This window comes from Saliniramus fredricksonii, assembly GCF_900094735.1.
In the GTDB taxonomy this organism is placed as follows: Bacteria; Pseudomonadota; Alphaproteobacteria; order Rhizobiales; family Beijerinckiaceae; genus Saliniramus; species Saliniramus fredricksonii.
This window is the reverse complement of record NZ_FMBM01000001.1, coordinates 244,147-262,133: the sequence shown is the minus strand read 5'-3', so window position 1 is coordinate 262,133 and position 17,987 is coordinate 244,147. Positions and strand designations below refer to the sequence as shown.

Below are 17,987 nucleotides of genomic sequence, written 5' to 3'. Positions count from 1 at the left end.
AGACCTATCTCCCCAACCTGAACACCCGGTCCAGCGCCTTGCGCGGGATGATGATGTCGATGAAATGGGTGGCGTTGCGGTGGAGGCGGCGTGCGCCCAGCGCGGCGCGCTCGGGTTCGCTGTCGGAATGCAGCAGCAGGTGCCCCCGCGCGCCCTCGACCTCCTTGTCGAAATAGCGGATGTTGCGGCCCGGATTGGCAGCGACGATGCTCGCAGCGAGCTGGCGGTCGCCCCGGCTCCCTGCGCGCTGCCGGTAGAAGCGCGCCATCAGATCGTCGCGATCAATGTAGAAGCAGCGCACCGACGGGTCGAGCTTGTTCACGTGGACATGATCGAGCACATCGTTCTGGAAGCGCAGCAGGCTGGCGTCGCTCCTGGCATCCGGCGAGAAGAACTCGATGAAATAGTCGTTCACCGGCTCATCCTGATCGTCGCGTACACGGGTGATGACCTGCAGATAGCGATGGATTTCCTGCGCCAGCGGTGCGCGGCTGCGAAACAGCCCGCGCCGGCGCGCGGTATCGGCGGCGAGGGCCGCCGTCTCCTCCGAAACCTCCCGCCAGCGTGCGGCGATCTGCTGATGCTCGTCGGCGGTCTCGCAAGCCAGGGCTTCGAGAATCAGGGCGCCGAGGCGGCTCGAGAGATCCGCCACCGCGCCGCTGGAATCGCCGGGATACTTGATCTGGGTATGATCACGATCGGGCAGGACCGCGAAGGGAAGGGCCATGCCGCCCGTGCGCGAGCCCCAGGCGCGAACCTCCGGGATGTCGATATTCCCGGTGAAGTCGACGGTGATGCCGGCAGTGTTCAGATTGGCGGCCGGCACGCGCACCGTCCCGTCGCTGCCGTCCTCGTTCACGAGGCGGCGGCTGATAGTGCGATAGCCGCGGCTACCGGTGATGACGAAGGGCCAGATGCCGCCGGGGCCGTAAGGACCCGTACCGGCGCCGTCGGGATCGAGCAGGTCGCGCGTGACGAGGCTGCGCTGGTAGGGTGAGCCGAGTTCGAGCGCATTGAGCATCTCGCGCCCGGTCTGGAAGCCGTTCAGGGCGCCCTTGGTGGCGCGCCCGATGAAGGAATTACCAACCGTCGCCAGCCGCGAGCCGAAATTTGCGGGTGCGAGCATCAGCATGCGCCGGACGGGACAGTTCTGGCCGTCGGGATAATAGCGCACGGCCCATTCGCGCATGACGAGACCCGCCGTGGAATGCCCGATCAGATCGAAATGCGGCCCGAGTTCGCCCGCATCCTGCTTCTCGCGGATGACGGCCTGCATGCGCCGCGCCACATCCTCGATACGGACATCGTCATCGGTCGAGATGTAATCACCCAGCCAGATCCGGGTGATATCGTAGCCTTCTGCAGCGAGAAAGCGCTCGAGTTTGCGGAACGAGGCGGATGTGTCGCCCCAGCCGTGCAAGATCGCGATCTGTCGGGTCATGCGTGATCCCCCCATCGGGGTCGCTCGCGTCCTGATCACCGACCCCGCACAACCCTATGGTATACAGAATCTTCAATTGTGCAATTCCCGCATCAATTGTGCCCGCAACGTCATCGGCTCATGCGGCAATATCCATATTCGCGCAACATTGCCGGCAGCACCTCCGCCATCCCCTCAGACCACATTTTCCACCGACACCGTATGCTCCGCCGCGCCGGTCTTCTCGAAGCTGGTGACATTGCCGAGGGTGGTTTCGGCGATGTTGGTCAGAGCCTCGTGGGTGAAGAAGGCCTGGTGGCCGGTGATCAGCACGTTGGGGAAGGTGAGGAGCCGGGCGAAGACGTCGTCGCTGAGGATGTCGTTCGACAGATCCCGGAAGAACAGATCGCCTTCTTCCTCGTAGACATCGAGGGCGAGCGCGCCGATCCTGCCATCCTTGAGCGCCTCGAGCACGGCGGGCGTGTCGATCACCGCGCCGCGCGAGGTGTTTGCGATCATCACACCGGGCTTCATCTTCGCGATCGCCTCCGTGCCGATCAGGTGCCGCGTCTGTGGCGTGAGCGGGCAATGCAGGGAGATGATGTCGGATTGCGCAAACAGCGTATCGAGATCGACATAAGCGATGCCGCGCGCCTCGCAATCGGGATCAGGCGCCACGTCATAAGCGATCACCCGGCAGTTGAAGCCCTGGAAGATCCCGGCGGTGATGGCGCCGATCTGGCCGGTGCCGATGATGCCGACGGTTTTCTCGTTGAGATCGAAGCCGATCAGCCCGTCGAGATTGAAATTGTTCTCGCGCACCCGGTTATGCGCCTTGTGGATGCGCCGGTTCAGCGCAAGCACGAGGGCCAGCGTATGCTCGGCCACCGCATGGGGCGAATAGGCCGGCACCCGCGCCACGGTGATGCCGAGTGCCTCGGCCGCTTCCAGATCGACATGGTTGAACCCGGCCGAGCGCAGGGTGACGAGCCTGATCCCCTGATCAGCGAGTTTTTCGAGAACCGCCCGGTCCAGCGTGTCGTTGACGAAGCCGCAAACGGCCTGCGCATCGCCGGCCAGCACCGCCGTCTCGGCGCGCAGGGGCGCTTCGAAATAGGACAGTTCGTGCCCCGCCTCGCGGTTCGCCGCGTCGAAATAGGTGCGGTCATAGGGTTTGGTAGAGAAGAAACCGATTTTCATTGCGCTGCATCCTTCCGCGATTCGTGCAATCGGGCGTAGAGCCGCTCGACATCGTCGCGCCGGCACAATTGCGTCCCCGGCGTCATCACGGTGGCGCTGCCGGCAGCCATTCCCAGCAGGAAGGCGTCCCGGTTGGACAGGCCGGTGCTCAGGCCATGGGTCATGCCGGCGACGAAACTGTCCCCGGCGCCGACGGCGCTCCTGACCTCGACTTCGGGCACCGCCTGCTCGTACGCGCCGTCGCGATCGACCAGCACTGCGCCTTCGTGGCCCAGCGTCACCGCAATCATCTCCGCCTGGCCGTCATCGATCATGCGCTTTGCTGCCGCGCTGATCTCGTCCGCGTGATGACAATCCTGACCCGTGAGATTGCGAAACTCGCCATGGCTCGGCTTGACCAGATGGATGCCGCCATGCTCCAGCGCGGCTTTCAGCGCTTCGCCCGACGTATCGAGCACGAAATGCGCGCCCTTCTCGCGGGCGATATCGGCGACGCGGGTATAGAAATCAGCCTCGACACCACGCGGCAGGCTGCCCGAGGCGACAAGATAGTCGCAATCCATCCCGTGCAGGGCATCAAGACAGGCCGAGATTTCATCGGGCGCGAGCTTCGGCCCCTCCGGCGTGAAGCGGTATTCCTTGCCGCTCTCGCGCTCATAGACCACATGCGACAGCCGCGTATCATCCGCAATCGGGATGCGCTTGCGGGTGACCCCCTGCTGGTCGATCAGGTTGTCGAGCACATCCCCGGTGACCCCGCCGGCGAGATAGAGCGCGCAGACGTCGCCGCCGAGCGCCTTGATGACCCGCGCCACATTGATCCCGCCGCCGCCGGGATCAAACCGCTCGTTCGAGGTGCGCACCTTGTTGGTATGCCGCACCTTCTCCGCCTCGGCGGAGCCGTCGATCGAGGGATTGAGGGTCAGCGTGACGATCTTCGCCATGGAGGGTTCCGTTCCTGCGCGTGCTGCAATGCATGATTCGCTGCGATGCTATCGCGTCGCTAACAGCTGGATAACCCCGCAAAACCCGTATTGGTTTCGGGGAGGGGGGGCGGAAATGATGAAATTCGGGGCGTTTTGGTGTGGGAATGTGGAGGGGTGGTGCCATCCCAAGGGTGCCAGATGTGACCATATGGACTTGTAATACATGTCATGTGGTCTTATCTTATCGCGCAGTTCATGAAGGAGCGCGAACTGATGGAAGAGCCTGTTCTGGAGCGCCCCGCACCGGATCGTCAGGGTGTTGCCCTCAAGGCCTTTGCGCGTATCGCGGATGCGTGGTCCTTGACGCTGCGGGAGGCGGCGGCGCTGGCGGATATGTCGGACTCCACCTGGAAGCGGGCCAGGAAGCCTGGCTTTCCGGGGGATCTGACGCGGGACCAGATGCTGCGCCTGAGCGCGCTGGTCGGTCTCTACAAGTCGCTCGCGCTTTACTTCAACGAGCCGATCTCGCGGGACTGGGTGAAGCTGCCCAACCGGGGCCCCGAATTCGACGGCGCGCGGCCCCTGGACGCCATGGTCGCGGGCGGGTTGCCGAAGATCCTGCGCGTGCGGGGCTATGTCGATGCGCTGCGGGGCGGGGTTTGAGGATCACCTCCGTCAATGACCGGGCGCTTGTCCGGCTGATTCCGCAGACTCGCCACAAGCCCCCGGTATTGCGGGGATTGGTGGACAGCGACGAGGAGGCGCAGATTCTCGCCGGGATCGAGGGCGAGACCAGCGCCCGCCTGATCGCGGAACGCGAGGGCAGCCCCGCGCTCGACCGCCGCGAACTGGCCTTTGCGCGACGGGCGCATGATCTGCAACTCTATGGCCAGAGCCATATCAACGCGGCTTTCACCTATACCCGCCCCAGCGGCAACCGGTTCAACACCGGCGCGCGCGGCGCGTGGTATTGCGCCTGGGATATGCTGACGAGCGCGCAGGAGGTGGGCTTCCACCGAACCCGCGAACTCGGCTTCATCGGGCGCTATGAGGACGAGGCGCGCTATGTGGAATTGCTCGCGGATTTCATCGGCGATTTTCCTGATCTGCACGGAATGGCGCACCCCGCGCTCGATCCGGACCCGGACCGAGGCTACCCGGCCGGGCAGCGCCTTGCCGCAGACCTGCGATCAGAGGGCCATCGCGGCCTGATCTATCCCTCCGTGCGCCATGCGGGCGGGCGATGCTTCGTCGCCTTCGATCCCGGCATCATCCAGAACGTCCGCCCGGGGGCGGGGTGGAGGCTGGTTTGGCGGGGTGCGCCGGAGTTTACGGTTGAGGGAATTTAGAGTAAGCGTAATTTGAACGATGCGGGGGCTAGAAATGCCGGAACCGAACGCAATACTCCGAATGGCAAGGGCCGAGGCACAAAGAAATGCGATCGATTTATTGGCATATTCTAGCGCGGTTTACCCTGACGAAATTCATGACTTAGTTTCCGCAAAAATCCTGGAAATCGGGGTTGCGTTCGCGGTAAATGCACGCAGGTGCTTCGAAGTAGCCAGCGAGCCTGCCGAGATTGTGGCGAGGCGTTGGAAGTACCAAATGAACGGTTCGCAAAAGATCGAAAAAGATCTATGGCGGGCGCTCAATGGTATTATCCATGCGCGGAACCTTAGTATCCATTTTGCCGAATCTCCGCAGGCTGTGTTCTCTGACTCACGCAACTCTGTTGCGCTTCATTTTGTATATGAGACCGATCGCTACCCGGAGACGTACGTTGATCTGTTCGGGCTGGCTTGGACATTTCTATCGTTCGGCCCCTTCGCTTGGGAGGAATCATGCGATTAAATTTGCACTGGCATCTCCAACACACCATTAGCCTTCCCCTTGATGGGCAGCCGGGTTCGGCTGCGGCTTCGACCAGACCACCACGGTGAACTCCTGTGCAAAGCTCGAAGATGCTTTCCGGTTAGCGGCCGTCTTCTCACAGTAGTGTCTCGAAGATCCGGCCTGCCTCCACCTCCGAGAACCTAAGCCTGCGCAGCACGTCCTTTCTCTCCTTGTCGGACTGCGCGACCATCTCTTAGCGCGCATTGCGAATGCGTTCGATAAGCGGAACGGGTGCGCTCGGCAACGCGGGCGACCCACATCCCCCCTCAAACCAACCCAAACTCCCCAATCAACTGCGGAATCTTCTCCCGAAACGGAAAGAACCCACGCGTCGCATGGGGCCAGGCGGCTTTGTCCAGCGGGCGCAGCACCCGCACCAGCCGCAGGCCGGCCTCCCTCAGTTCCGGCTCCAGCGCATCAAGCCGGCTGCGGGCGGGGCCGATGGGGGCGTGGGCGGTGACGATGGTGTCGGAGCCGGCTTCGCGGGCGAGTTCGGTGAGGGAGGCGGCGGTGAAGGCGAAGGCGGCGCCCGGCGCGCTGTAATGCGCTTTCGCGCGGGCGAGCGCGTCGGCGAGTGCGTCATGGGTGAAGCGGTGCACCTTGTCGTCGACCATGCCGGGGGAGCGCCCTTCGCTGGCCTGCACCGTTCCGATCGCCGTGACTTCCGCTGTGCCGAGGGCAAGCGTCTCCGGCCGGCAATCCTCCTCGGTGATGAGCAGCGCAACCTTGCCCGTGGGCGGATCATCGCCGCGCGGCGCTCCTTGCGGCGCCGGCGGGGGTGCGTCGTCGAGGGGTTCGGCTGTGGGGCTCAGGCCGTCGGGGGAGAAGCGTCCTTGCGTGAAGCGCTCGATATTGTCGCGGCGCGCGAGATAGGTCTTGCCGCGCGTCTGGATGCCCGCCACCCAGCGCCAGGACAGGGTGTTGGAGGCCGGATCGCCGTCGAGCAGGTGGCGCATGAAGAAATCGGCGCCGAGCTCCCAGGGCAGCTTCAGCGTAAAGATCCAGATCGAGGCGAACCACATCCGGGCATGGTTGTGCAGGTAGCCCGTCGCGACGAGCTCGCGCGCCCAGTCGTCGAACCCCTCGATTCCGGTCTCGCCGGATGTCGCGGCGCGGATCGCCGCATCGAGACGCGGATCCGCGTGCTGCGCCGTGCGCGCCTGCGCCAGACCCTCATGATAGCGCGTGTAGATCGCCGGGCGCAGTTCCAGCCAGCCCTTCCAATAGGTGCGCCAGAACACCTCCTGCACGAATTTCTCGCTGGCCGCGAAGCTGTGCTGCGACAGCACGCGCGCCACCACCTCGTCCTCGCCGATCAGGCGATGGCGCAGGAAGGGCGAGAGCATGGAGACGTTGTCGCGGTTCTCAGGGCCGGGATCGGTATTGCGCGCCGCCGCATAGGCCTTGCCGGCGCGCGGGAGGAAGGCGTCGAGCCGCGCGAGGGCGGCTTCGCGGGTGGATTCGGGGAGAGGGGCGGTTTCGGCGTCGGTCACGGCGTCACTCACGAAGTGGCTCACGCATCATGAGATAGCGCCGACGCGGCGTGCGTCGAGAGTGTGATCGTCAGCAGCTTCGGCTGCGCCGGGCGTCGGACGAACATGGATGCTTTTATGCAAACAATTGTGGCGCAACCAAAAATGCTTGATTTGTTTGACATTATGCTTGCGTAATTATCCTGGATTGCTAATATGAGTGGGCACTCGCATGATTCGATTGTGAAGTGGTTCGGGTACGAAACTGCGGAACGTGGGCGTCGCGTGAACGAGCTCACCGAGAGCCAATCAGGACTGGACGAATGAATTTTGAAAGCTGCGGACCATTTCTTTTTCCGAGGGAGCGGACTGGTCAATGGCAGAAAGAGTTCTGGCAGGTTGTAGAGAATTATTGGGAGGGTCTAAGTAACGCTATTGCCCAACTTAAACACCTGATTTCCGATAATTATGAATTTTCAATGGGATAGGGGGCGCCTTCGCGCTTTTAGCACCACGGTCGGAGGGTCGTGCGGTCAAGCAGCTTCGGTTTCGGCGATGTTCGGCGGCAGCGCCACGCCGACGGCGCGGAATACCGGCCCGACCTGACCGCTTACCGGGGTACGGATGGCAATGCTGCGTCCGTCCTTTTCGATTTTGCCGCTCTGCAGGCGGTCGAGATCACGCAGGAGCGGGCGCCACTCGGGTTTGATCCCGGCTTCGGTGCAGCGGTCGAACAGCTCCTTGTGCAGCATCAGGGCGAGGAAGGAGCAGAAGACGTGGCCGCGGATGGCGGCATCGGATGAATGGAAGATCGGACGTGTCGAGAGCGTCGCCTTGGCGACACGAAACAGCGTCTCGACGGTGAGCAGGTCCCGGTAGCGCAGCATCGCCTGAAGCGGAGAAATCCTCGCGTTGGTGCGCAGGACGAAGATCCCGTCATAGCGGGCTTCCTCGGCGATCTTGCCGGCATCGATCTCGAAGGCATCACGCGTCGTGGTGTTGAGATAACGCCTGTAGGCGGAGTTGCCGACGAGGGCCTTGTCGCCCTTCTTCAACTGCGTATCGAGGGCAGCGATGATGGCCTGGCGGTCCTCGCGGTCCTTCTCGGCCTGCGCCTCGTTGCGGCAGACGATGTAGCGGACCCCGTCGACGACGACCTCCTTGGCGAAGAGCTGCGTCTCGCCCTGGCTGCGCTCGACGAGGAGCGGCGTGAGGGGTTGCGGATCGTCGAGAACCCGGCGCATGCGTGCGTCGGTGCGCTCGCGCACACCCAACACATATTCCAGACCCTGTTCCTCTAGCGCCGTGATCGTGGCCTGCGAGATCATGCCCCGATCCGCCACGATGCAGGCTCGGGTGATACCGAAACGGCTGCGCAGCCGCTGCACGATCGGCAGCAGGATGGCGACATCGGCGGTGTTACCTGGCATCATCTCGGTGCAGACCGGGCGGCCATCGGCATCGACGATGACGGCGAGGATCATCTGGTTGAGATCAGGGCGATGGTCCTTGGAATAGCCCCGTGCCCCCAGCGTCTCGCCGCCTTCGCCGTGGAAGGACAGGGAGGTCGTGTCCATGAAGACGATGGAGAGATCGGTAAACAGGTCGCGCCGGCGCGCAAACAGCGCCTCCTCGATCACGTCCTTGACGGTACGCGGCGAAAAGGGCGTCGCATCCTTCTGCTCGTCCTTTGGCAGATCTTCTCCGAGCCAGGCCATGGCCCGATAGAAATGGTGCAGCGACAGATCGTCGGCACCGGGAATGTCGTAATCCTGCATCCAGGACGCGCAGTCGCGATCCGAGCCGGAGACGAACAGACGGTGCAGCGTCGCGGTGAACACGGCCCGCTCCACCGGGAATTCGAAGCCGCGTTCCCCAAGCTGATCAGCGATCACCTGATCGATGCCGAGTTGCTGCCACAGGCGCCCGAAGAGCAGCGGCCCGCCGATGCGACGAGCTTCGTATCGCGCCACATCACCGTTGTTGATGGCATCCAGGACCATGGCCCGTTCCGTGAACCGTCCGACCGAGGCGGCCAGGCGATCGAGATCCTTGCTGGCGAGAACCGTTTCCTTGCGTCCGAGATTGCGGATGATGCGCTGCTTCGTGCGGCCACCCTCGCGGACATTCTCCACAAGGTAGATGTAGGTGTAGCCATTGATGGTCTTCTCGCGCACGAACATGCCGAATTAGCATCTCAGAAACCTCCATTCGTCAAGCAATGAAACGCCTATTCTTACATTATTTAGCACCACACAAACTGACGCCCACCGACCCCACCTCAATAACATCAATGGCTTACGGAAAAATGTTCCCGCTTCGTCCAATTCAACTGTTCAACTTGGGTATTGGTTGCTACGCCTTCTGCATTAGCAATGGACAGAAAGTTAGGCCGTGGTACGTCGGAAAAACGCTCGCCCAAGGCGGGTTCCGTGATGAAGTATTTACACCTCATAAGATTTTGCATTACACTGAAATATTGAATCCGCAGGACAAAGAAAAATCATATCGACGTGGAAAGCCGTGTATATTACTTTTTCCCCTTGTTTCTGATACATGGCGTCTTTCAAAAAGCCGTGCGAACTCCGATGGCTACGTCGATTGGCTGGAAACGACGCTTATTGGTATGGCGCTATCGCAAAATCCGGAAATCGCGAATACAAGCAAGACGCGGTTTCATCGCGAGGTTTACGTGAACGGTCTCATCGGTGGGCAGTACCAAGGCCGGCCGAGTACAGGTGCGAATTTTGCCAGAAAAGCGTTTCATTCGGCCTGATTCAAAAGTCACCCGCTCTCCCATCGAGCCACGATCAGCCACCGCCCCTCAGCCGCTCTCACCGCGCCGCGCACGCGGATGCATGGCGTTGTAGCTCTCCATGATGCGCGAGGCGTCGATGCGGGTGTAGATCTGGGTGGTGGAAAGCGAGGCGTGGCCGAGCAGTTCCTGGATGGCGCGCAGATCGCCGCCGCCGGCCAGCAGATGGGTCGCGAAGGAATGGCGCAAAGCATGCGGCGTGGCGCTGTCGGGCAGGCCGAGGGCGCCGCGCAGTTCCGCCATGGCGAGCTGCACGACACGCGCCGAAAGCGCCCCCCCGCGCGCGCCGACGAAAAGCGGCTCGTCATCGTTCAGGACATAGGGGCATTGCGCGCGATAATCCGCGATCGCCGCGCGCACCGGCACGATCACCGGCACGGCGCGCTGCTTGCCGCCCTTGCCCGTGACGAGGATGCTGTCGCGATCGCCCACGGGCGCATCACCGGCGCGGATGCCGAGCGCCTCGGAAATGCGCAGCCCCGCCCCGTAGAGCAGGCCGAGCACGGCGGCGTCGCGGGCGAGAATCCAGGGTTCGCGGGGTGAGCCGGCCCGCGTCGCGGTCGAGGCGGTGGCGCGGGCGTCTTCCGCACCGATGGGGCGGGGGAGCGTCTTGGCGGTGCGCGGCCCCCGCACGGCGAAGAACGCGGCGGCGTCGCCATAGCCCTCCTGCGCGAGATGGCGGGCGAAGCCGCGCAACGCCGCGAGCTGGCGCATCAGCGAGCGGCTCTCGATCCCGGAGCGACGCCTTGCGGCGAGGAAGGCGCGCACATCCATGGGGGCGAGGGCGGCAAAGGCTGCGCGATCCGCCGGCTCGCCGAGATGTTCGACGAGGAATTGCGTGAACTGGCGCAGATCGCGCGCATAGGCCTGCAGCGTCTTCGGCGCCGCGCGGCGCTCAAACGCCAGGCGCGAGAGCCAGGCGCGAATCGACTCGGCCAGATCAGGCTTTGCCGGAAAATCCTGCATCACCGTCTTCTCGGACGCCTCAGCCATGATTGCCTCCCGATGCGCCCCCGGAGGGCGGTGCGAGCAGCAATTCGCGCGCGAGTTCCTTGTAGATCAGTCCCGCCGCGCAGGCGAGTACCAGCGTCCAGCCGGTTTCGATCACGGCGCGCAAGAGGGTCAGGATCAGCCCGGCGACGCGCAGAATCTCCACCTCGCGCATGGCGGTTTCGAGCGGCAGGCCGAGAAGGATGAAGGGCAGGCTGCATATGGCGAGCACGAAGAAGATCCGCCAGCCGTACCCGGCTGTATCGCGCCAGGCGGCGCCCCAGCCCGCGCCGTTCGCGTTCACGGAGATGGCGGGAAACAGCGGGCCCAAACGCACCGACAGGGCGATGGTCGCGGCGAAGGCCATGAAAAAGACGGCGGTGCCGAGCGGCGGGTCCAGCGCCTCGGAGAGAAACGCGCCACCCGCGTAACCCGCCACGGTGATCAGCGACAGGATCAGCGAGGTCTTGACGAAGCGCCCGAAGATCGGCCCGGCGAGAGATCCGGTGAGGCGCGGCGTGAGCATCCCCGCCACGCTGTAGCGATGGGCAGCGATGATCATCGGCGCAAAGACGAAGACGCCAAGCACCGCCTCGACCGTGCCGACCAGATAGGGCGAGGTGGAGCCCGTCGGCAGCAGCAGCCGCCGGGCGAGATCGACGAGCGCGGCGAGGATCACCGTGTCGAGCACGACGAGCGGGGCGGCCTTCGCGAAGGCCACCGCGCCCGAGAATGCGCCCTGTGTCAGCGCCTGATGATCGACTCGTCTGCTGTCACGCATATTTCAATGCATAGCCGGTCCGTGCCCGCCGTGATAGCGCCCGCGAGCGCGCAGGTGACGAAATTCCACATGGGATGGCGCATCTGCTGTTGCATGCATTGCGAAACTTAAGGCACGCAATCTTTGCATTCGCTCATGCAAGATTGCGCCGTATGATGACAAGCCTATGCCGGCAAGCCGTTAGATCACCGGCACAGATGTCCCGGATGGAGGTTCCGATGCTCGAATTGCGCCCGAATTGCGAATTGTGTGACAAGGATCTGCCGCCGCAATCGACCGAGGCGCGCATCTGCACCTATGAATGCACCTACTGCGCCGATTGCGTCGAGAACGTGCTTCATAATGTCTGCCCGACCTGCGGCGGCGGTTTCGTGCCGCGCCCGATTCGCCCGATGAGGGCCTGGCGCGCCGACAGAAACCTCGGCCTGCAATACCATCCCGCTTCCACCAGACGGGTCCACAGCAAGTTCAGTTGCGAGGATATCAAGGCCCATGTCGAGCGGATCAGGCACATCCCGCCGCAGGACCGCTGAGGCGACGATGGCGCTGCGCGCGATCACGATTCGTCGGGCACCGGCAATGTGCGCTCGACGACATGTTCGAGATCGGCATTCTCCGCCGTCAGCGTCATGCGCAGGCGCAATTCGCCGCCCTTGACCGCGCCGTCGCGCACGAGACGCTCGATCTCGCGTTGAGAGGTGACGCCGACTTCCTTGAGAAACTTGCGCATTTCCATGTTGAAACGATCTTCGTCCATGATCTTTCCTCCCGTTGGCGTCAGCGACGCGCGTAGATGTCTTCGTAGCGGATGATGTCGTCCTCACCCAGATAGGCCCCGGTCTGCACTTCGATCAGAACCATCGGCAGCTTGCCGGGATTCTCGAGGCGATGCACGGAGCCGAGGGGAATATAGACCGACCGGTTCTCCCCGAGGAGGCTTTCCTGCCCGTCGATCGTGACGCGGGCGGTACCGGCAACCACGATCCAGTGTTCCGAGCGGTGCATATGGCTTTGCAGCGACAGGGCGCCGCCAGGTTTGACGACAATGCGCTTCACCTGGAAACGTTCTCCCACGGCAAGGCTTTCGAACCAGCCCCAGGGGCGGTGATCACGCGGAAAGGCGGTGGCTTGTGCCACGCCCTGCGCCTTGAGCGTTGCGACGGCATCCTTGACCTCCTGCGCCCGGTCCTTGCGTGCGACCAGGACGGCGTCCTTCATTGCCACCGCGACGATATTGTCGAGGCCGATCCCGACGAGTTCGAGCCCTTCCGCCTCGGAGCGCAAGAGCGTGTCGCGGCAATCCTGAGCGAGCGCATGGCCGGAGACGACGTTACCCTGCCCGTCCGGCCCGCTTTCCTGCCAGACGGCCTCCCAGCCGCCGAGATCGGACCAATGCGCCGTCAGCGGCACGGCGGCGAGATTCTCCGCCTTTTCCATGATGGCGTAATCGACCGAGATATCGCGCGCCTGCGCCCACGGCTCCGCAGCGAGGCGGGTGAAGCCGAGATCGGCCTGTGACTGCGCCACGGCGCCGGCGACCGGCTCCATGAGATCGGGCGCGTGGCGGCTGAATGCGGCAATCAGTGCCTTGACCGAAAACAGAAAGATGCCGGCATTCCACAGAAAACGCCCCTCGGTCAGCATCTGTGCCGCACGCGCGGCATCCGGCTTTTCGACGAAACCCGCGAGCGGCTGCGGCGCAACCCCCTGCGGATCCGCCTCCGGCGTCAGGGCCAGATAACCGTAGCCCGTTTCCGGGCGCGTCGGCGTCACGCCGAAGCTCACGAGCGTCCCCGCGCGCGCCGCCGGGATGGCAGCCTCGACGCGCGCGCGGAAGGCGGGGGTGTCGGGAATCACGTGATCGGACGGGGCGACGAGCATCAGCGCATCGGGATCGCTCTCACGCAGCCAAAAAGCGGCGGCGAGGATGGCGGGCGCGGTGTTGCGCGGTTGCGGTTCTATCAGGGTGGCGCGGGCAACCTGCTCGACGGCGGCGAGCTGCTCGGTGACGATGAAGCGGAAATCCTCCCCCGTGATCGCCAGCGGGGCCGCGAAACCGGCCTCGGCCATGCGCCGCACCGTGCCCTGGAACAGGCTCTCGCGCCCGAGCAATTGTGCAAACTGCTTGGGATAGCTCTTGCGGGATAACGGCCACAGACGGGTACCCGCGCCGCCGCACAGGATCACCGGGCAGATCGTATTTGTTTCGTCCATCGCACCTTTTCCGCAGCCGGATCCTGCGCGTGACTGATGCGCGCGGATCCGGTCGAGTGCCGGCGTGACCGGCGGATATGCGGGAGGTTGCCGAATTCCGGGCATACGGCAAGGGGCAGTGGCGAAAAAATCTGCCGTTGCGGCGTGATGCTCAGCGCACGAATTCGCCGCCGAGCTCGTCCTCGATATGGGTCCGGATGATCGCCTCGAAGCTCTCATCCGCCGTGAAACCGAGCGCCAGCGCACGCTTTGGCGAGAAGCCGCGCGCCCAGTTTCCGACGATGGCGCGGATCATCTCGTCGGGCTCCCGGCGGATGCGGGCCACGACGTTCTCGCCGGCGATCCTGCGCAGGGCCTCGATCTGCTCGCCGACGGTGGCGCGCACGCCCGGCATGTTGAGATTGCGGCGCGGACCGATCTTCTCGCTGTCCAGCGTCGCGGCATGCATCATGAAGCCGATGGCCGAGCGTGGCGAGGCGTGCCAGTGCGTCACGCTCTCATCCACCGGCAGCACCGCCTCATGGCCCGCCAGCGGCTCGCGGATAATATTCGAGAAGAAGCCGGATGCCGCCTTGTTGGGCTTGCCTGGGCGCACGCAGATCGTGGGCAGGCGAATGCCGATGCCGGTGAAGATGCCCTTGCGGGTGTAATCGGTCAGGAGCAGTTCCCCGATGACCTTCTGCGTGCCGTAACTCGTCAGCGGAGCCTGCAGGAATTCGTCGTCGATCAGATCCGGCAGCGGCGCGCCGAAGGCGGCGACGGAGGAGGCGTAGACGATGCGTGGATGATATGTGCCATCATCGCCGAGCGCCCGCAGCGCATCGAACAGACGCCGCGTGCCGTCGAGATTGATGGCGTATCCCTTGTCGAAATCGGTCTCCGCTTCGCCGGAGACGATGGCGGCGAGGTGAAAGATCAGATCGGGCTTGCCGGAAACCAGCCGCGCCGGCACGGCGGGATCGGCGAAATCGGCGGCAATGCTCTCCACCGTGAACGGCGCGAAGGAGGGGGCTTGCGGCGCGACGATGTCGTGGAGGGTGGCTCTGGTGATCTCGGCGCCGCCGATGCGCCCCTCTTCGGCGAGGCGCTCCACGAGTTTACGACCGATCATTCCGGCGGCGCCGGTCACGAGAACATGCATGCAATCCTCCCCGTTATTTGCCGCCGCCATGCGGGGCTCCTTCGTTATCGGGTCATGATGCCCGCACGGGCGGGCAGGTAAAGGCCCTTTCGTGCAAGGCGGCACGGGCACGCGCGTTGCGGCCTCAGTTCTCGAAGGCGAAGGGCGAGACGCCGCGCGTGGTTTCGTCGACGCTAAGCTGTCGCAGGATCGGCGGCGCGGCGCGCTGGGCGCAGTTCTGCCGCTCGCAGAGCCGGCAATTGACGCCGATCGGTGTCGGCTCGCGCAACTTCCAGTCCATCCCCTTCGCATAGACCAGGCGGCTGGCATATTTCAGTTCGCAACCGAGCCCGATGGTGAACTGCGCCTCCGGCTCGCCCCAGGCCTGTGCATTGCGTCGCACGGTGCGCGCGAGCGAGAACCAGCGTGCGCCGTCGGGCAGTTCGACCACGTCGCACAAAACGCGCCCCGGCGCGCGGAAGCTGTGATGCAGGTTCCAGCGCGGGCAGGTGCCGCCGAAGCGCGAGAACGGGAAGGAGCCCGACGAAAACCGCTTCGACACGTTTCCGGCCGTATCGACCCGCACCAGAAAGAACGGCACGCCGCGCGCGCTCGGGCGCGCCAGCGTGGTCAGGCGATGGGCGACCTGCTCGAAGCTCGCCCCGAAACGCGCGCACAAGACCTCGACATCATAGGCGAGCGCTTCCGCCGCCTGCAGGAAGGGGGCATAGGGCATCATCACGGCGGCGGCGAAGTAATTCGCCAGCGTGATCCGCACCAGCCGCCGCACCGACCCGTCGCGTGATTCGAGCGTATCGGCGATGCGCGCGATGGTCTCGGCGCATTCCGCGAAGGCGAGCTGGTAGGCGGCCTGGAAGGTGCGCCCGGATGGCTCGACCAGCTCCGAGATCATCAGCCGCCGGCGGTGGCGGTCGAAGCGGCGCAGGGCCGATTGCATGACGTCAACGGGCAGGATCTGCACGCGCAGGCCGTGGCGCTCGCGCAGGCGCTCCGACAGGGCGAAGAACAGGTTCGGGCCGGATTCGCCCAGTTCCTGCGCCACCCGCTCGGCTGCTGCCTCGAGCTCGGGGAAATGGTTGTTGGCCGCATGCAGGAAATCGCGCACCCGCTCGACGGGCTGCTCCGGCGCCGCGCCCTCGGCGCGGTCCGCATCGCCGGGCCCGTGCGCCAGCGGGCCGCCTTCGCGCAACTGCCCATAGGCCGCGTAGAGCCGCTGGATCGCGGTGGCGAGCGTCGGCGTCGTATCGGCGATCTCGCGCAGCGCGCCGCGCGGGACGGGGGAATCGCGAAACAGCGGATCGGCGAAGATTTCCTCCAGCTCGCCGACAATGCGCAATTCCTCCTCGCGGGCGAATTCGCGGGGGTCGATGTCGTAGACCTCGGCCAGCCTGATCAGCACCTGCGCCGTCACCGGGCGCTGGTTGCGCTCGATCAGGTTGAGATAGCTCACCGAGATGCCGAGCTCCGTCGCCATCCCGGTCTGGGAGAGACCGAGCTCCTGGCGCAGGCGGCGCAGGCGCCCGCCGGCCATGATCTTGCGTGCTGCATCGTCGCTCATCAGCGTCGCCTTTTTACAAATTTTGACAATTTTACAGATCAACAGCAGTCGCATTTCGACACTGCGACTTTTTCCGAAAATTGTCTGTCTTGCCCATCGCAGCGCAACATAGCATCAATTGAGACAGGTTCCAGCGGTCAATAGAGACGAAATCAGATCGCTACGACCAAAGTTGTAAAAAACATGTCGAGAATGTTGAGGAGACACAGATGAGCAAGCCGACCTTCCAGGACCTCGTTCCCGCCGCGCCGGAAGGCCGCTTCGACGGTATTCGCCGGCCCTATGCGCCGGAGGATGTGTTGCGGCTGCGCGGCTCCTTCCCCATCGCCCACACGCTCGCCGAGCGTGGTGCGGTGAAGCTGTGGAAGCTGTTGCATGACGAGCCCTTCATCAACACCCTGGGCGCGATGACCGGCAACCAGGCCATGCAGCAGGTGCGCGCCGGGCTCAAGGCGATCTACCTCTCCGGCTGGCAGGTCGCCGCCGATTCCAACACTGCCTCGCAGATGTATCCCGACCAGTCGCTCTACCCGGCCAACGGCGCCCCGGAACTGTGTCGGCGGATCAACCGCACCCTCAAGCGCGCCGACGAGATCGAGCATGCGGAAGGTGGTGCCCAGCGCGACTGGTTCGCCCCGATCGTGGCCGATGCCGAGGCCGGTTTCGGCGGGCCGCTCAACGCCTACGAGATCATGAAGGCCTTCATCGAGGCGGGCGCTGCGGGCGTGCATTTCGAGGATCAACTCGCCTCGGAGAAGAAGTGCGGGCATCTGGGCGGCAAGGTCCTCATCCCCACCGCTGCGCATGAGCGCAATCTGAATGCTGCGCGCCTCGCCGCCGACGTGATGGGCGTGCCCACCATGGTCATGTGCCGCACCGATGCGGAATCGGCCCGGCTGATCACCTCCGATATCGATGAGCGCGACCGCCCCTTCATCGAACCCGACAGCCGCACGCCGGAGGGTTTCTACCGCCTCAAGGAAGGCACCGGCGTCGATCACTGCATCGCGCGCGGCCTCGCCTTCGCCGAGACGGCGGACATCCTGTGGTGGGAGACGTCGCGGCCGGATCTCGACGAGGCGCGCCGCTTCGCCGAGGCGATCCACGCGCAATATCCCGGCAAGCTGCTGGCCTATAACTGCTCGCCCTCGTTCAACTGGCGCAAGAATCTCGATCCGGACACGATCGAGCAGTTCCAGCGCGAGCTCGGAGCGATGGGCTACAAGTTCCAGTTCGTCACGCTGGCGGGTTTCCACTCGCTCAACCTGTCGATGTTCGAGCTGGCCCGCGGTTACCGCGATCGCGGCATGGGCGCCTATTCCGAGATGCAGCAGGCGGAATTCGCTGCCGAGGCGAACGGCTTCACCGCCACCCGCCACCAGCGCGAAGTCGGCACCGGCTATTTCGACCAGGTCTCGATGACGATCACGGGCGGGCGCTCCTCGACCACGGCGATGGGCGCCTCCACCGAGACGGCCCAGTTCGCCAAGGACGAGCCGAAACTGCACGCAGCCGAGTGAGCATTCCGGTCGGGTGGGGGATGAGCCCCGCCCGCCATCCGCAACAATCCTCAGGGA

The 17,987-nt window shown here is 64.3% G+C and carries 17 protein-coding genes; 6 read left to right on the top strand and 11 right to left on the bottom strand.

Features of this window, described 5'->3' with window-relative positions; genetic code table 11:
- Positions 1-4 precede the first annotated feature (4 nt).
- The 3 genes from GA0071312_RS01245 to GA0071312_RS01235 all read right to left on the bottom strand — a co-directional run bounded on the left by GA0071312_RS01245 (position 5) and on the right by GA0071312_RS01235 (position 3,564).
- A complete protein-coding gene (locus GA0071312_RS01245; protein WP_074443296.1) occupies positions 5-1,441 on the bottom strand; it encodes an esterase/lipase family protein in 1,437 nt (478 codons plus the stop codon).
- A 174-nt stretch (positions 1,442-1,615) separates the two neighbouring features.
- Complete coding sequence (locus GA0071312_RS01240; RefSeq protein WP_074443295.1) at positions 1,616-2,620, bottom strand: 2-hydroxyacid dehydrogenase; 1,005 nt, start codon at positions 2,618-2,620, stop codon at positions 1,616-1,618.
- Positions 2,617-3,564 (bottom strand): 1-phosphofructokinase family hexose kinase, encoded by a 948-nt coding sequence (locus GA0071312_RS01235; protein WP_074443294.1) that lies wholly within the window; start codon positions 3,562-3,564, stop codon positions 2,617-2,619. Before GA0071312_RS01235 ends, GA0071312_RS01240 begins: the two co-directional genes overlap by 4 nt.
- A 210-nt stretch (positions 3,565-3,774) precedes the next feature.
- Here GA0071312_RS01235 and GA0071312_RS01230 point away from each other — a divergent pair, with 210 nt between their 5' ends.
- The 3 genes from GA0071312_RS01230 to GA0071312_RS01220 all read left to right on the top strand — a co-directional run bounded on the left by GA0071312_RS01230 (position 3,775) and on the right by GA0071312_RS01220 (position 5,397).
- Positions 3,775-4,209, top strand: coding sequence for an antitoxin Xre-like helix-turn-helix domain-containing protein (locus GA0071312_RS01230; RefSeq protein ID WP_238947048.1), 435 nt, complete (start codon positions 3,775-3,777; stop codon positions 4,207-4,209).
- 80 nt (positions 4,210-4,289) lie between these two features.
- Positions 4,290-4,895, top strand: a complete 606-nt coding sequence (locus GA0071312_RS01225; protein ID WP_476707469.1) for an RES family NAD+ phosphorylase — start codon at positions 4,290-4,292, stop codon at positions 4,893-4,895.
- Positions 4,896-4,929: 34 nt separating this feature from the next.
- The gene (locus GA0071312_RS01220) at positions 4,930-5,397 is read left to right on the top strand and encodes a hypothetical protein (RefSeq protein WP_131817666.1); all 468 of its coding nucleotides are present in this window, start codon (positions 4,930-4,932) and stop codon (positions 5,395-5,397) included.
- A 308-nt stretch (positions 5,398-5,705) separates the two neighbouring features.
- On the opposite strand, the gene GA0071312_RS01215 is transcribed toward GA0071312_RS01220, so the two are convergent.
- Entirely contained in the window at positions 5,706-6,944 is a 1,239-nt protein-coding gene (locus GA0071312_RS01215) for an FAD-binding domain-containing protein (RefSeq protein ID WP_238947047.1), read from the bottom strand.
- Positions 6,945-7,444: 500 nt separating this feature from the next.
- Positions 7,445-9,094: an IS1634 family transposase gene (locus GA0071312_RS01210; protein WP_074443290.1), complete on the bottom strand. Its 1,650-nt coding sequence runs from the start codon at positions 9,092-9,094 to the stop codon at positions 7,445-7,447.
- Positions 9,095-9,204: 110 nt separating this feature from the next.
- Between GA0071312_RS01210 and GA0071312_RS19475 the strand changes: the two genes are divergently transcribed.
- On the top strand, positions 9,205-9,687 hold the full coding sequence (locus tag GA0071312_RS19475; protein ID WP_131817665.1) for a hypothetical protein: 483 nt from the start codon (positions 9,205-9,207) through the stop codon (positions 9,685-9,687).
- Positions 9,688-9,735: 48 nt separating this feature from the next.
- Here GA0071312_RS19475 and GA0071312_RS01205 read toward each other — a convergent pair whose 3' ends face one another.
- Complete coding sequence (locus tag GA0071312_RS01205; protein WP_420819942.1) at positions 9,736-10,719, bottom strand: tyrosine recombinase XerC; 984 nt, start codon at positions 10,717-10,719, stop codon at positions 9,736-9,738.
- Positions 10,712-11,497, bottom strand: a complete 786-nt coding sequence (locus GA0071312_RS01200) for a hypothetical protein (protein ID WP_074443289.1) — start codon at positions 11,495-11,497, stop codon at positions 10,712-10,714. Before GA0071312_RS01200 ends, GA0071312_RS01205 begins: the two co-directional genes overlap by 8 nt.
- Positions 11,498-11,715: 218 nt before the next feature.
- Here GA0071312_RS01200 and GA0071312_RS01195 point away from each other — a divergent pair, with 218 nt between their 5' ends.
- Positions 11,716-12,030: a DUF1272 domain-containing protein gene (locus GA0071312_RS01195; RefSeq protein WP_074444094.1), complete on the top strand. Its 315-nt coding sequence runs from the start codon at positions 11,716-11,718 to the stop codon at positions 12,028-12,030.
- A gap of 23 nt (positions 12,031-12,053) precedes the next feature.
- On the opposite strand, the gene GA0071312_RS01190 is transcribed toward GA0071312_RS01195, so the two are convergent.
- The 4 genes from GA0071312_RS01190 to GA0071312_RS01175 all read right to left on the bottom strand — a co-directional run bounded on the left by GA0071312_RS01190 (position 12,054) and on the right by GA0071312_RS01175 (position 16,410).
- Positions 12,054-12,254, bottom strand: coding sequence for a DUF6494 family protein (locus tag GA0071312_RS01190; protein WP_074443288.1), 201 nt, complete (start codon positions 12,252-12,254; stop codon positions 12,054-12,056).
- A 20-nt stretch (positions 12,255-12,274) separates the two neighbouring features.
- The gene (locus GA0071312_RS01185) at positions 12,275-13,711 is read right to left on the bottom strand and encodes a mannose-1-phosphate guanylyltransferase/mannose-6-phosphate isomerase (protein ID WP_074443287.1); all 1,437 of its coding nucleotides are present in this window, start codon (positions 13,709-13,711) and stop codon (positions 12,275-12,277) included.
- Between the two features lie 151 nt (positions 13,712-13,862).
- Positions 13,863-14,852, bottom strand: a complete 990-nt coding sequence (denD, locus tag GA0071312_RS01180; protein WP_074444093.1) for a D-erythronate dehydrogenase — start codon at positions 14,850-14,852, stop codon at positions 13,863-13,865.
- 124 nt (positions 14,853-14,976) lie between these two features.
- Positions 14,977-16,410: a helix-turn-helix domain-containing protein gene (locus tag GA0071312_RS01175; RefSeq protein WP_074443286.1), complete on the bottom strand. Its 1,434-nt coding sequence runs from the start codon at positions 16,408-16,410 to the stop codon at positions 14,977-14,979.
- A gap of 209 nt (positions 16,411-16,619) precedes the next feature.
- Between GA0071312_RS01175 and aceA the strand changes: the two genes are divergently transcribed.
- Positions 16,620-17,930, top strand: a complete 1,311-nt coding sequence (gene aceA / locus GA0071312_RS01170; protein WP_074443285.1) for an isocitrate lyase — start codon at positions 16,620-16,622, stop codon at positions 17,928-17,930.
- The last annotated feature ends 57 nt before the right edge of the window (positions 17,931-17,987 follow it).